At 57.4% G+C, this 13,060-nt stretch carries 14 protein-coding genes; 4 read left to right on the forward strand and 10 right to left on the reverse strand.

What is annotated here, in order from left to right; translation table 11 throughout:
* Positions 1–2 precede the first annotated feature (2 nt).
* Both GOV90_RS13820 and GOV90_RS13825 read right to left on the reverse strand, forming a co-directional pair.
* Positions 3–1,181, reverse strand: a complete 1,179-nt coding sequence (locus tag GOV90_RS13820) for a biopolymer transporter ExbB (protein WP_171091755.1) — start codon at positions 1,179–1,181, stop codon at positions 3–5.
* A 69-nt stretch (positions 1,182–1,250) separates the two neighbouring features.
* Complete coding sequence (locus GOV90_RS13825) at positions 1,251–1,781, reverse strand: gamma-glutamylcyclotransferase (RefSeq protein ID WP_171091757.1); 531 nt, start codon at positions 1,779–1,781, stop codon at positions 1,251–1,253.
* Positions 1,782–1,848: 67 nt separating this feature from the next.
* Between GOV90_RS13825 and GOV90_RS13830 the strand changes: the two genes are divergently transcribed.
* Positions 1,849–2,850, forward strand: coding sequence for a DUF2125 domain-containing protein (locus GOV90_RS13830; RefSeq protein WP_171091759.1), 1,002 nt, complete (start codon positions 1,849–1,851; stop codon positions 2,848–2,850).
* Here GOV90_RS13830 and GOV90_RS13835 read toward each other — a convergent pair.
* The 4 genes from GOV90_RS13835 to GOV90_RS13850 all read right to left on the reverse strand — a co-directional run bounded on the left by GOV90_RS13835 (position 2,847) and on the right by GOV90_RS13850 (position 7,130).
* The gene (locus GOV90_RS13835) at positions 2,847–3,650 is read right to left on the reverse strand and encodes an extensin family protein (RefSeq protein ID WP_171091760.1); all 804 of its coding nucleotides are present in this window, start codon (positions 3,648–3,650) and stop codon (positions 2,847–2,849) included. The genes GOV90_RS13830 and GOV90_RS13835 overlap by 4 nt on opposite strands.
* Complete coding sequence (locus tag GOV90_RS13840) at positions 3,647–4,567, reverse strand: prephenate/arogenate dehydrogenase family protein (RefSeq protein ID WP_171172861.1); 921 nt, start codon at positions 4,565–4,567, stop codon at positions 3,647–3,649. The genes GOV90_RS13835 and GOV90_RS13840 overlap by 4 nt, the downstream gene beginning before the upstream one ends.
* On the reverse strand, positions 4,564–5,649 hold the full coding sequence (gene hisC / locus GOV90_RS13845; protein WP_171091764.1) for a histidinol-phosphate transaminase: 1,086 nt from the start codon (positions 5,647–5,649) through the stop codon (positions 4,564–4,566). The genes GOV90_RS13840 and hisC overlap by 4 nt, the downstream gene beginning before the upstream one ends.
* 65 nt (positions 5,650–5,714) lie before the next feature.
* Entirely contained in the window at positions 5,715–7,130 is a 1,416-nt protein-coding gene (locus GOV90_RS13850; protein WP_171172862.1) for an aminotransferase class V-fold PLP-dependent enzyme, read from the reverse strand.
* 102 nt (positions 7,131–7,232) lie between these two features.
* Between GOV90_RS13850 and GOV90_RS13855 the strand changes: the two genes are divergently transcribed.
* Entirely contained in the window at positions 7,233–7,694 is a 462-nt protein-coding gene (locus GOV90_RS13855) for an Lrp/AsnC family transcriptional regulator (protein WP_171091768.1), read from the forward strand.
* Between the two features lie 3 nt (positions 7,695–7,697).
* Here GOV90_RS13855 and GOV90_RS13860 read toward each other — a convergent pair whose 3' ends face one another.
* Positions 7,698–8,522: an SDR family oxidoreductase gene (locus GOV90_RS13860; RefSeq protein WP_171091771.1), complete on the reverse strand. Its 825-nt coding sequence runs from the start codon at positions 8,520–8,522 to the stop codon at positions 7,698–7,700.
* A gap of 146 nt (positions 8,523–8,668) precedes the next feature.
* Between GOV90_RS13860 and GOV90_RS13865 the strand changes: the two genes are divergently transcribed.
* A complete protein-coding gene (locus tag GOV90_RS13865; RefSeq protein WP_171091773.1) occupies positions 8,669–9,571 on the forward strand; it encodes an AraC family transcriptional regulator in 903 nt (300 codons plus the stop codon).
* A 51-nt stretch (positions 9,572–9,622) separates the two neighbouring features.
* Here GOV90_RS13865 and rpsD read toward each other — a convergent pair whose 3' ends face one another.
* Positions 9,623–10,243 carry a 30S ribosomal protein S4 gene (rpsD, locus tag GOV90_RS13870; protein WP_171091779.1) on the reverse strand — a complete coding sequence of 207 codons (621 nt, stop codon included), beginning with the start codon at positions 10,241–10,243 and terminating at the stop codon, positions 9,623–9,625.
* 242 nt (positions 10,244–10,485) lie between these two features.
* Positions 10,486–10,950, reverse strand: a complete 465-nt coding sequence (locus GOV90_RS13875) for a hypothetical protein (RefSeq protein WP_171105594.1) — start codon at positions 10,948–10,950, stop codon at positions 10,486–10,488.
* Between the two features lie 349 nt (positions 10,951–11,299).
* On the opposite strand from GOV90_RS13875, the gene GOV90_RS13880 reads away from it, so the two are divergent.
* The gene (locus GOV90_RS13880; RefSeq protein WP_253284650.1) at positions 11,300–12,064 is read left to right on the forward strand and encodes a DUF3299 domain-containing protein; all 765 of its coding nucleotides are present in this window, start codon (positions 11,300–11,302) and stop codon (positions 12,062–12,064) included.
* A gap of 123 nt (positions 12,065–12,187) precedes the next feature.
* On the opposite strand, the gene GOV90_RS13885 is transcribed toward GOV90_RS13880, so the two are convergent.
* Positions 12,188–13,021 (reverse strand): GyrI-like domain-containing protein, encoded by an 834-nt coding sequence (locus GOV90_RS13885; protein WP_171091783.1) that lies wholly within the window; start codon positions 13,019–13,021, stop codon positions 12,188–12,190.
* Positions 13,022–13,060: the final 39 nt, after the last annotated feature.

Raw genomic sequence — 13,060 nt, forward strand, 5'->3', positions numbered from 1 at the left:
GATTATTCTCCTTCCGGCGTGGTGCGCACCGCACCGCGCGGCAGAGTCAGGGCCTTGACAAGAAGTTCGATGTCCTTGCGGAACTCGTTCATGCTTTCCTGTCGACCCGCTGAAATCTCTTCGAGAATCCGCAGCAATTGCACATCCATCGAACGCAAGCGCATCCGGCTTTCGGCATCGATGCCTTCACCTGCACCGTGATCGCGCATGTGATCCAAAAGCGCATCCTGCCCAAGGGCTACGCGCTCCAAAGCCGAGGTGACACTTTCGCTATTGGCTTGGCGATTGTTCATCTCACCGATCACATCAACCAGTTGCCCAAGCTTGGCGGACACCTCCGCCCTCTCGCTTTCCTGAGCGGAAAACAGATCCTGCAACGCGTCCATCTGTTCGGACATGGCATCCAGAACAGGTGTCAGCACGGCGATCTCGGCACCGCCTTCTTCGCCGCTGGCAAATCCAACGCGGGTGATCGATGACAACCATTCCTCAAGCTCGCGGTAAAATCGGTTTTGCCCGTGACCCGCGAAGACTTCCAACAGACCAACGATCAAAGACCCGGCCAGACCCAGCAGCGACGATCCGAACGCCACGCCCATGCCCTGCAACTGCGCCTCAAGCCCGGTCATCAGTCGGTTGAAGACGGCCAGACCTTCTTCGCCCTCCTGCGGGTTCAGGCTGCGGATGGTGTCGACAATGGCTGGAACGGTCGTTGCCAACCCGAAGAACGTGCCCAAGAGACCCAAGTAGATCAGGACGTTGGTGATATAGCGGGTAATTTCCCGCTCTTCCTCGACCCGCTCAGCCACGGAATCCAGAATGGATCTGGTCGAAGTAGAACTGATCTGAGACCGGGCACCCCGTTCGCGCAGAAGTGACGCCAAGGGGGCCAGCAGTTGCGGTGTGCGGGCGTCTTCGCGTACCACGCCACCGACAAAAGCCTCGATCCAGCGGACGGACCCAATCAGCTGTGTCACCTGATAAAAACACGCAAAAACGCCGATCAGGAAGACCAGCAAGATGAATCCGTTCAGATACGGGTTGGCGAAGAATACCGGCAGCACGTAAGGCAGCGCCAGAAATACACCCAGCCCGGACAGGCCGATTGCCATCAACATCAACAAGATTTGTCGTGTTGGATGCGAGAAATGGGGTCTCGCGCCCTGATGTGCCTGCGCCATGCGCGTGGTTCCCGGTCTTTGCCTGCTCTGCGGCGAATCTAGCGAAATTCCGCGGGTGACGCCAAGAGTTTATGCGGAGATGCTGCGCACCCGTTGCGCCAACCACTCAAGATCGGGGTCGCGCAGACCGATCTCGGCCAGATGTTCGGCGGTATTGTACAGGTATTCGTCGTTGGGACCGCGCCCACCAATCGCGTGGGCGATGATCTGGGCCTGTTCCTCTAACGGCATCCCACCGCAATACTGTACGTGGTCGGCATCGATCACATAGGTGACGGCATTGACGATGTCTCCGGTTTCCAGATGCACATCCAGCATCCGCTCGACATAGGCCGAAGAAATCAGTTCGCGTTCGCGCAACTCGTGCAGGGTGCGGTCTTCGTGGCCAGTTTCAACCGCCAAGGCCAGACCCGTGCAATTTGCGTTTGCCTGCTCGTCCAGCGCCAGCACCAGACCCGGATTTTCTTCGGTCCCGCGATGGTGGATGGAACTCATGCAGAAGGACCGGGCAAAACCGTGCAACGTTGCGCGTTCGCTGCGCGCCACCGGAAAGCCCGGATTCCACAGCAGCGATCCATATCCGAATACCCACATCGTCATTGCACTGGTCCTTGCCTGTTTCGGCCTATAAACATCAAATCCGAGGCAGGAAAAAGGGCCAAAGCTCATGCGTCATCTATTACGAGTGTTCATCTTTATCGCCGTTCTGTGGAGCGCCTATTGGTTCATTGCCGGATATGGGTTGCGCAATGCCATCACCGGTTGGTTTGATCAACAGCAAGAGCTGGGCTGGCAAGCGGACTTCTCGGATGTTGCAACGGCGGGTTATCCGACCCACCACACGACACGGTTGAACAATCCAGCCCTTGCCGACCCAGTAACGGGCACCGCCTGGAGCGCAGATTGGATTGAATTTGAAAGCCCCGCGATCTGGCCCGGACGTCAGATCCTGCGCTTTGCCGATACACCGCAGCGCCTGTCTTACTTTGACCAGACCGCAACGATCGAGGCAAACGCGCTGCAGGCGCACTTGCAATTGCGGCCCGGCGTTGCGCTGGTTTTGGAAAAAATGGCACTGACAGCAGGCCCCTGGTCCATCACCGAGAACGCGCAGGCGTTGGCCGCAGGCGAAACGCTGGAACTGCTGATGGAACAAACCGCAACGCCCGAGGCTTATAGCATGGTTGTTCGCGTGGATGGCTTCACGCCCGGTGATGACCTGCGCAACCTTATGGAAACCGCCACTTCGCTGCCGCAGTCCTTCGATACGCTGGAATTGGATATGGTGGCAGCATTCGACAAGCCCTGGGACCGGTCTGCGCTGGAACAGGGTCGTCCTCAGCCGGTCAGGATCGATCTAAAGCTCGCCGAGGCCAAGTGGGGTGGGCTCAGGTTGTTCGCGACCGGTGCGCTGGATGTGGATACGCAAGGAATCCCAACGGGAGAGATTGCGGTCAAAGCAGAAAATTGGCGGGACATGATCGCCATGGCTAATGCGGCGGGTGCCTTGCCGGACCAGGCCGTCGATCCGGTTACGCGCGCGCTGAACTTTATGGCTGGGCTAGGTGGGAACCCGAATGCACTGGACTTGCAGTTAAACTTCCGCGACGGGTTTGTGGCACTTGGGCCTTTGCCCTTGGGACCTGCCCCGCGCTTGATCCTGCGCTAGCGACAGTAAGGTCCGCTGCGATAGCGGGCCGTGTCCAGATGGAAATGATCCCGGTGATAGCGATCAGAATTCGGCCCCAGAACGGTGCCAAATGGCCCACACGCGCCGCGCCAGATTTTCTTGAGTTGTTTCTGCGAGGGGTTCTTGCGCCAACCGTTTAGAACGGTCACCACCTCTCCATCTGCCATTTTGAACCCAGATATATCGATCGCGCGCCCCTTGCCATGCTCAGATATCCGCGCGCCTTTTCGATTGTTACGCGTCCGACAGGCGTAATGGGCAGCCACTTGCAATTCGATCACAGGGCCACGACGTTTGAAGGTAGGCTTGACCGTTTTGTCGACCCATTTGTTCAGCGCAATCGCGGTGCCGCAATCCATTGTCGAAGGACGGCTGAGCACGACGCCCGAAACCGACGTGATCTGCACCGCATCTTTAACGCCACAAGCTGAGCTCTTACTGCCGACCCGACCCACTGGTTTGCCCTGAATGGCGATGTCGCCACAAACCGAGCTTTTCCACAGCTTGCGCTTTTTGAACAGCACCTCTTGTTCCAGCCATTTGGGGCGCATCAAGGGTCTGAGCGGCACATCCGACGGGCGTATTGCGGCGGCTGTGACCTGCGGCGCGATCGGGCGAGGCATCGGCCGCACTGTGGGTTGAGAAGCGGCTGTCAAAGCGGTCTGGTCCGACGCCGGGCGCATCAAAGGCACAAGGGATTGTTCCAAAGGCGCAGCCTGTGACGTCATAGCCGCAGCGGCCAAAACCCCGATCAGAACGTGCCTCCAGCCTAGCTTCATGAACCAGCTTTCCCTCGTCCGAAGTCCGGAGCATCCGTGTCCTGCCCCGCATCGATGATGCCGCGACGAATAGCACGGGTGCGGGTGAAGTAGTCAAACAAATGCTCTCCGTCGCCGGTCCGGATGGCCCGTTGCAGCGCAAACAGCTCTTCGGTGAAGCGGCCCAGAATTTCCAGCGTCGCATCCTTGTTGGACAGGAAAACATCCCGCCACATGGTCGGGTCGGATGCTGCGATGCGGGTGAAGTCCCGGAAACCGGCAGCCGAATATTTAATGACTTCGCTGTCGGTTACGCGTCGCAGATCGTCCGCCACGCCAACCATTGTATAGGCAATCAGGTGCGGCGCATGAGAGGTTACGGCCAACACCAGATCATGGTGATCTGCATCCATCTCATCGACGTTTGACCCCATTCCTTCCCACAACGCACGTAGGCGGGCAATCGCCTCGGGGTCCGAGTTCTCGACCGGGACCAGCAGACACCAGCGGTTGTCAAATAGTTCTGCAAAGCCAGATTCCGGGCCGGAATGTTCGGTCCCTGCCAACGGGTGTGCCGGGATAAAATGCACGGCTTCGGGGATGTGCGGCTGCACAGCGTCGATCACGTGGCGCTTGACCGATCCGACATCCGATACTGTCGCGCCGGGTTTCAATACGGGTGCAATCTCTTCTGCGACAGCCCCCATCGCCCCGACCGGGACACAGAGTACAACCAGATCGGCGCCCTCAACGGCCTCTTGCACGGTATCGCACACGCGGTCGCAAAGTCCGATCCTGCGCGCAGTGTCTCGCGTGGCCTCGGACCGGGCATAGCCTGTGACTTCACCGGCCAGCCCTGCCCTTTTGATGGCCCAGAACATGGACGAAGCAATCAGGCCCAGCCCGATCAGCGCAACACGGTCGTAAATCTGGCTCATGCTGCGCCCTTCTTAAATGCAGTGATCGCCGCAACCACTCGGCGGCAGGCTTCTTCGTCGCCGACGGTGATCCGCAAGGCGTTCGGCAGGTTGTAGCCCGCAACCCGGCGGACAATCAAACCCTGCGTTTTGAGGTAGTCGTCGCAGGCTTCTGCCTCGGCCTGATCAGCAAACCGTGCAAGGATGAAATTGGTGCAGGACGGGTCAGAGGGCACGTCGATCTTGGCAAGTTCCTCTGCCAACCACACACGCAGACGTGCGTTCTCCGATTGGCAAAAGGACAGAAACTCGACATCGTTCACCGCAGCCTCTGCCGCTGCCAAGGCAGTCAATGAAAGGTTGAACGGTTGGCGCACCCGGTTCAGCACGTCGATGATCGATTGGTGCGCATAGCCCCAGCCAACCCGCATTCCACCCAGCCCGTACACTTTGGAAAAAGTCCGGGTCATGATGACATTCTCATAGGCGTCCACAAGCGACGCACCGCCGTCGAACCCATCCACAAACTCGGCATAGGCCCCGTCCAGAACCATCAGGCAAGTGTTAGGCAGACCCTGTGCAAGCCGTTCCAGTTCGTCATTCGAGATCATGGTCGAGGTCGGATTGCCCGGGTTGGTGACGAACACAATCCGCGTCTGCCCTGTCACTGCCGACAAAATGGCATCCACATCCACCTTGCGGTCGCGCTCGGCCACCATGACCGGCGTCGCGCCCGCCATGCGGGCGATGATCGGGTACATCGAAAACCCGTGCTCGGTATAGACCACCTCATCCCCCGGCCCCGCATAGGCCTGAGCGATGAATTGCAGCACCTCGTCGCTGCCGACCCCGCAGATGATCCGCGCCGGATCCAACCCGTGGCGTGCACCGATGGCCGCGCGCAGGCTTGCATGATCCGTACTTGGATAGCGGTGCAAAGTTGCGGCGCTGTCGCGTACCGCCTCAATCGCCTTGGGGCTTGGCCCGAACGGGTTTTCGTTCGAGCTCAGCTTGATCACGTGCTCCACCCCGGCCACATGCGACTGGCCGCCCTGATACAGCGCGATGTCCATAATGCCGGGTTGTGGGGTGATCTTGGTCATTGAGAGGCTCCGTTGAATGGGCCTCTCATACCTGTCTCAACGGGTTGAGAAAAGCGGCAATTCCATCATGCGGCTTTGAAGCGCGCGGTCGCCGGGTCTGCATCGTAATGCGGCGCAAATGCCTCGGTCCGGCGGGAAAGATCATTAACGCTGTCGACAATGAACTGAACCGTTTCCTCGCTCATCAGATACGAAAAATTCAGCCGCACCCAGCCGGGCTTCTTCATCTCTTCACCCGCAGACAGGGCCGCGTGCAACGCCTCTGAAGCTTTACGATCAATACCCAGCAAGCGATGCGCGTACGGCCCTGCGCAGGCACAGCCACCGCGCGCCTGAATACCATAGATGTCGCTGAGCATCCGGGTGAACAGCTGCTGATGCACCGGTTGTCCAGCGTTGTCGCGCACAAGGAACGAGAAGATCGGCAAGCGATGCGGGTTATCGACCCCAAGCAAAGTCAGGTGCGGGTTGTCCTGCCAACCTTCCAGAGCCATCCGGTTGAACTGCGCCTCGCGCTCGGCAATTTCCTTTGTTCCGACGACATCCTTCACGATGAACGCCAGCGCCGCACGGATATCTCCGATCACATTCGGCGTTCCGGCCTCTTCCCGCGTTGACAGATCGGCGCTGTAATCGTGGCGCCAGGGCGATACAAAACTGACGGTGCCACCACCGGGCCAGCTTGGGCAATCGCGCTGCACAGCAGTTTGATTTACGACCAAAACACCCGATGCGCCCGGACCACCCGGGAACTTGTGCGGCGACACCACGATCGCATCCTTGCGTGCATCTGCTGGCCCCATATCCATCGGCAGATACGGCCCACCGCCGGCATAGTCCCAAACGGCCAAAGCCCCATGTGCCTTGAGCACGCGCGTTACGGGATCAGGGTCGGTTATGATGCCGGTCACGTTGGACGCCGCTGAGAATGACCCGATTAACAGATCGGCATCTGCATGAGCCTCAAGAGCAGATTCCAGCGCTTGCAAATCCACACCCCCACTTTCGTCTTCAGGGATTTCGATGACCTGCGCCTTGCTCTCGCGCCATGGCAGAATGTTTGAATGGTGTTCGTAAGGTCCGATTAAAACAACCGGCTGGTCAGCCTCTTCCACTCCCATCAAACTGACCAACCGGTTGAGCCCCGCCGTGGCACCGGACCCGGTGAAGATCACCGCGTCTTCTCCCCTCGCACCAATAAGGCGGGCTATCTCATTGCGCGCCTCGCGACGCAGACGTGTCATGTAAGAACCGCAGTAGGAGGCCTCGGTATGGCTGTTCGCGTAGAACGGCAACACATGCTGCGCGACATAGTCTTCGACCTGCCGCAAGGCACGGCCCGAAGCGACGTAATCCGCATAGACAAGCGGTACGTCCCCAAGCAGACCCGGGATCAGAACATTTTCTCCGATCAACCCATCGCGCAGGTTGGAATTGTGAGTGGTCGAACAAAGATCCGCACGAAATTTGGACAGGGTCATGGCATGGGCTCCTAACTACCCACCCAATGTGATTTATTCAGGTCGGGAAAACTTCACCTATATTTGCGTGGATTTCGAATATTTTGTGTCATATGATCAGGTATGACTTCGAAATTAGATCAAATTGACACGCGCATTCTGAAAGAGCTGCAAAAGGACGCCACCCTATCCCAACGGGAATTGGCAGATCGCGTTGGTCTTTCTCAAAATGCCTGCTGGCGGCGATTGAAGGCCCTCAACGAAGATGGCGTCCTGATTGGGTCCACCGCTCGTATCGCACGCGAGAAACTGGGGTTGAGCCTTGTGGTCTTTGTCATGCTGCGCACACGGCATCATTCGGCCGAATGGCTTCAGGCGTTTCGCAGCCATGTTCTGACAATCCCAGAAGTCGTGGATTTTCACCGCATTGGCGGCGACTACGATTACCAGTTGAAAGTCGTCACTGAAGATATGGCGTCTTACGACAAGGTCTACCAACGCCTGATCGAAAAGGTCGAACTGGACAGTGTGACCTCGTATTTTGCGATGGAAGCGATCGCCGAAGGGCGACCACTGCCGATCTAGACCTCAGGCCAGCCCGAGCATCGTTTTCATACCACCGATGAAGGTTGCATCGTCCAGCGCCTTACGGTTGTCGAGATATTCGACCGCATCTTCGCCCGCGCGATACCGCAAGGTGTCAGTCCCATCGGTCACCGCTTCCCAGATCACCTCGGCCACAACGCTGGGTGGTGAGGTGCGCGATGCCATCTCTTCAGAACCCCAGGTGCCGAACAGGGCCTGAACCACCGGCTGGTATTCCGTCATACTTTCATCATTAACGAAATCAAACGAGCGGCCGCCGAAATCTGTGGCGATCAGCCCGGGCTCGACAATCTTGACCTTGATGCCAGCCGCAGCGAGTTCGTAGTGCAGCGACTCTGACAGACCTTCGACTGCGAACTTCGTGCCGTGATACAGCGCCCCAAGCGGGAAGGTGATCTGACCGCCGATGGAAGAAATGTTCACGATGCAGCCAGACCCGTTTGCCCGCATATGCGGCAATACCGCTTTGGTTACGGCCAGCAGACCGATGACGTTGGTGTCGAATTGCCGACGAATGCGGTCCATCGGGAACGCCTCCAACGGCCCGTAGGCCCCATACCCTGCATTGTTCAGCAGAACATCGATCTGGCCGAACCGCGCGATCCCGTCTGCAACGGCCGTTGTGATTGAGGCTTCGTCGGTTACGTCCAGACGCGTAACCAGAACGTTTTCCAATTGCGATAGCTCGGTTTCCTTTTCCGGGCTGCGCATGGTGGCAATGACGTTCCAACCTTGCTTATGAAACAGTTGAGCCGTGACTTTGCCGATACCAGACGACGCGCCGGTGATGAGGATGGTCTGTGCCATGATCTTTCTCCGAAGTGATTAGCCTGCCCGAGACATATGCTGTTCTTCCATTCCGCGCCTGCCAAATTCTCCGCATTACTTGCCTAATTCTCCAGCTTTTCGGAATTCTACTGGCCGCCAAGTTTTCCGCTAAGTATACTGAGCACATGAGACAGACCAACCTGAGTCAATCCGAACTGATCACGGAAATCTGCAATTTTGTGGCAAAAGAAGCAGAAGACGCGCCGTTTTACCCGACTGCGCTCGAAGGCTTTGCGCTTCTGCACGACGTTAAAACCAAGTCCATCGACGCGCAGGTTTATGAACCTATTGTCTGCCTTGTTCTACAAGGACGGAAAGAAACACGAATTGGCAATCGGCTTGTCCATTTCGGAGCCGGGGACTCCCTGATCGTCAGCCATTCAGTTCCCGTCATGGCAGCCGTCACTGAAGCCAGCCGTCAGGCACCCTATGTCGGCCTCGTTCTTTCACTCGATCTGTCCACCTTGCGCAGCCTTTACGATGAGGTCGGATCCACCCCCGGAAAAATTGAAACGGCGCATAGCCTGGCTGCATCCCAAGCCTCACCCGATTTGATCGACGCTATTACCCGCCTGTTTCGCGCCAGCCAGAGCCCAACAGAGGCAAAGGTTCTGGCCCCGATGATCAGCCGTGAGATCCACTATAGGTTGCTACAGGCCGATCACGGCGGAATGCTGCGGCAAATGCTATGGCGCGACAGTGCAGCCAGCCGGATCGCGCGGGTCATTGACGTTATCCAGACGGATTTCAAAACCTCACTGCCCGTGTCCGAGCTTGCGCAAATTGCAGGCATGAGCGTTTCAGCTTTTCACACGCATTTCAAAGAGGTGACCGCCAGATCACCACTGCAATACCAAAAAGAACTCAGATTGCTGGAGGCGCGCCGCCTGCTGTCGTATGGATCGCTTAGTGTATCTCAAGCAGCCTTTGACGTGGGATATGAAAGCCCGACCCAATTCAGCCGCGAGTACTCCCGCAAGTTCGGTGTTTCTCCACGGCAAGACCTTAAAGCGCAAAGCGCGGCATAAAAAAAGGCCGCGCAACTTGCGCGGCCTCGAAATTCTTGGTGTCGGCGAAGATTAGTTCTTCGCGTAGAATTCGACGACCAGGTTCGGTTCCATCATCACCGGATAAGGCACATCGCTCAGGCCCGGTGCGCGAACGAAAGTCGCGGTCATTTTCGAGTGGTCAGCGTCGATGTAATCGGGCACATCACGTTCCGCCAAAGCAGCGGCTTCCAGAACGATGGCCAGTTGCTTGGACTTGTCACGCACTTCGATCACGTCGCCCTCTTTGACGCGGTAGCTGGGGATGTTGACCCGCTTACCGTTCACTTTGACGTGGCCGTGATTCACGAACTGACGTGCAGCAAACACGGTCGGGACGAACTTGGCACGGTAGACAACGGCGTCCAGGCGGCGCTCCAGCAGACCGATCAGGTTTTCACCGGTGTCGCCTTTGACACGCTCGGCTTCGGCATAAATGCGGCGGAACTGCTTCTCGGTCAGGTCGCCATAGTAGCCTTTCAGCTTCTGTTTCGCGCGCAGCTGCAGACCGAAGTCCGACAGTTTGCCCTTGCGGCGCTGGCCGTGCTGGCCGGGGCCGTATTCACGACGGTTGATCGGGGATTTCGGACGACCCCAGATGTTTTCGCCCATCCGGCGGTCGATTTTGTACTTGGCAGACGTGCGTTTGGTCACGGCTGATCTCCTTCGTTTTGAACGAAGCCCTAAAGGGCCACTATGAAGGGCGTTGTCCTCTTGAGGTTTCCCCCATGACAGGCATCCCCTTGCGGGGGCCACCAACACCAATGAAGCCGCGCTTATATCCGCAGAGTTCACAGAGTCAATAAGCGAAATCAGAAAGCGATGTAGCTAAGTGCAAACGCATCAAAAGAGTGCGGCTCGTAACCGGCCAGCGGAAAGCCGGGTGGCGATTGGGCTTAGGTCTGCCGCGATGCGGCCTGACTTGGAAAGCTTACAACTGTCGAGTCATAAGTAGGCTGAGCAAATGTTGATGCAGCGAAGTCATTTACTTCGCTGACCCAAAATGCCTGATCCCGTGGCGGACATCCGTCGACAAACACAAATGTCGGGTCAATTTCGCCCTCTTGTACGACCAGATCCGCTCTGAACCGCTGTGCACCGTTGGTCAACACGACTGAGCCGCACACGTCTCCGGTAACATCACGAACAACGGCAAACCGATCCTTTGTCACAGATGTGATCGCACCTGCACTGCCGGATCGCTCAATTGCCTGCTCGACGTCATTCGTCAGGAAAACGGCCTGACCCCGCCAGGACCACGCTGCTCCAACGACCAGAAACGCCCAAGGCGGCGCTTCGAGCTCATCAAGCTCTGTCTGCTTCCATGAAATGGCTATTTGACCGTTTGCACCGGCTCTCATCTGCCCACTCGCACTTTTTACCACCCCAACACTAATCCAACGCTTATCAGCACAAATTTCGGCGGAAAAGAGACAGAATTGCAGCATTCACGAGAATGTTGCATATGTGAATCACAACCCTGTGAAGTGCACCCAAAGTTTTGCTGCAGCGTTAAAGGCTTCATGACAATTTCCCTTTGCAAGCCGAATTGCATAGATGTTTCCAGCAAGTATCCAATTGATACTCGAGCCCCCGAAAAACGCTGATCCACGCGCGCGGCAAGCGACATCACAAAAACCGAAGCGACCTACAAGACTGCGCTGGAATGGCCTAAGACTATTCTAACGATGATCGTTTCGGAGAAGGTGCATGCGGAACTGGCTCAGGTATGCAACCATGGCCGCGCTGGCCTTTGCAACGCAACCCTCGGTCGCGGCATCCGGAATTGCGCTTGAATGGTCTGACCTTCCCGACCCCTCCGCGCAGGTGTTTGAAGACCCTTTTCGCGACCTCAGCGCCGAACAGATGGACGACTTACAGTTTGCCGTACGCTTACGGGTCAGGTTGCAACAAAATACCGGCAGCTCTGAGGAACGCATCAAATGGCAAGAGTTGCTGAACGAGACAGAAGCCGCGCTGGCACAAGATCAGATTGATGTCGACTGGATGCTGAACCAGCGCGAGGCTGTCATCCAAAGGCGCACAGTTGCGGGAACAGCCGGTAACCCATTGCATGATGGTCAAACCATCACACTAGACGGTTTTGCGATTCCCGCGCCACCAGACGCAGATGGTGATCCTGTTGCTTATCTGGTGCCCGAGCCAGGAATGTGTAGCCACAGGCCCCCGCCACCGCCAAACCAGATGATCCGCGTGCTGCTGAACGACGACTGGGCACCGACCTACTACCATGAACCGGTACGTTTGACCGGGATGCTGTCGATTGCACCCACAGAAGAGCAGATGGTGGTTGTGGATGGCCTGATGCCGATGCGCGCGACCTTTCTGCTGAAAGTTGATCAGGTCTATCCACTAGCCTCACCTGAAGAAAATCTGGAATGGAACCAAACCCTGATGGATCGTATCCGCGCGGCGGATCATCGTAAGACCGGAGGCTTGGGGTCAGTCGACTGATTAACGGTACAAGCCTTAAGGAGGCCCCTTTGCCGCGCTTTTCTGTTTCGGCGTGAAATACCCGCAACTTCGATTAAGAGAAACCGACAGGGTCCCGAACGAACCCTGCCGAAGCGTCGTAGATCACTTCAAAGGTAAGCAGATCTCGGTCAGCAAATCCTCGGGCGCTGTATCGCGCGGATCGTTGAGGTAAATCTCGTAGCAAGGTTGATCCGCAGGTTCTTCACCAGATTCCGGCAGCCAATTGCCGAACAGGCTGTGATAGGCCGCCGCGATCCCTGAATATGGCCCTTTGTAGGTCAGCACAGCCGTCTTGCCGCCCGGAATCGATAGTTCGTCCAGGCCTTCAGGGGTGTCTTCGCCCCGGTACTCGGCCCCTGCATAGCTGCGCAGCTGATCTTCTGGCACGTCATCGGGGCTATCAAAATACAACGCAAGCACAGGCCCAGTCTGCGGCCATAGCCGACGGGATTCGCACATGGCCCCAAACGCTTCAAAGCTTCTGCCGATCTCGGAATAGGCCCCTTTATGCGGCAGCGCGACGACGCGGCGGGCGGGTTCAGTACGTGTGGTAACAGGATGCATCGGATATCCTCCGGTTTTGAAATCAGGATGAGCAGGCCGAAATTGACCCGCCTTGCGAAAGGCAGCGGGACTGCTGCCATAAGCCTCGGAAAAGGCGCGCGCAAAGGAACTTGGATTGGGATATCCGACAGATAACGCGATATCAGAAATCGCCCTATCTGACTGTACCAGCCATGTGGCGGCACGGTGCAGGCGCACCCGGCGCACCGCCTGTGCACAGGTTTCACCGGTCAGGGCGCGAAACACCCGGTGCCAGTGAAACCGTGACATCGCCGCCACGTCAGCAAGCACATCCAGCGACAAGTCCCCGGCGGGGTTGTCATGGATATACGCCAGTACGCGCAACACGCGGTCTTCATAGCTGGTGGGCATCCGTGTCGTTCCTTCTTGCTGCCAATCCGTAGTCGCATA

It is taken from the genome of Ruegeria sp. HKCCA5929 (assembly GCF_013034525.1).
In the GTDB taxonomy this organism is placed as follows: domain Bacteria; phylum Pseudomonadota; class Alphaproteobacteria; order Rhodobacterales; family Rhodobacteraceae; genus Ruegeria.

Bases quoted from the DNA above. Each gene is read 5' to 3' on its own strand.
- GOV90_RS13820 (WP_171091755.1), bottom strand. From the start codon at position 1,181: ATGGCGCAGGCACATCAGGGCGCGAGACCCCATTTCTCGCATCCAACA.
- GOV90_RS13825 (WP_171091757.1), bottom strand. From the start codon at position 1,781: ATGACGATGTGGGTATTCGGATATGGATCGCTGCTGTGGAATCCGGGC.
- GOV90_RS13830 (WP_171091759.1), top strand. From the start codon at position 1,849: ATGCGTCATCTATTACGAGTGTTCATCTTTATCGCCGTTCTGTGGAGC.
- GOV90_RS13835 (WP_171091760.1), bottom strand. From the start codon at position 3,650: ATGAAGCTAGGCTGGAGGCACGTTCTGATCGGGGTTTTGGCCGCTGCG.
- GOV90_RS13840 (WP_171172861.1), bottom strand. From the start codon at position 4,567: ATGAGCCAGATTTACGACCGTGTTGCGCTGATCGGGCTGGGCCTGATT.
- hisC (WP_171091764.1), bottom strand. From the start codon at position 5,649: ATGACCAAGATCACCCCACAACCCGGCATTATGGACATCGCGCTGTAT.
- GOV90_RS13850 (WP_171172862.1), bottom strand. From the start codon at position 7,130: ATGACCCTGTCCAAATTTCGTGCGGATCTTTGTTCGACCACTCACAAT.
- GOV90_RS13855 (WP_171091768.1), top strand. From the start codon at position 7,233: ATGACTTCGAAATTAGATCAAATTGACACGCGCATTCTGAAAGAGCTG.
- GOV90_RS13860 (WP_171091771.1), bottom strand. From the start codon at position 8,522: ATGGCACAGACCATCCTCATCACCGGCGCGTCGTCTGGTATCGGCAAA.
- GOV90_RS13865 (WP_171091773.1), top strand. From the start codon at position 8,669: ATGAGACAGACCAACCTGAGTCAATCCGAACTGATCACGGAAATCTGC.
- GOV90_RS13875 (WP_171105594.1), bottom strand. From the start codon at position 10,950: ATGAGAGCCGGTGCAAACGGTCAAATAGCCATTTCATGGAAGCAGACA.
- GOV90_RS13880 (WP_253284650.1), top strand. From the start codon at position 11,300: ATGCGGAACTGGCTCAGGTATGCAACCATGGCCGCGCTGGCCTTTGCA.
- GOV90_RS13885 (WP_171091783.1), bottom strand. From the start codon at position 13,021: ATGCCCACCAGCTATGAAGACCGCGTGTTGCGCGTACTGGCGTATATC.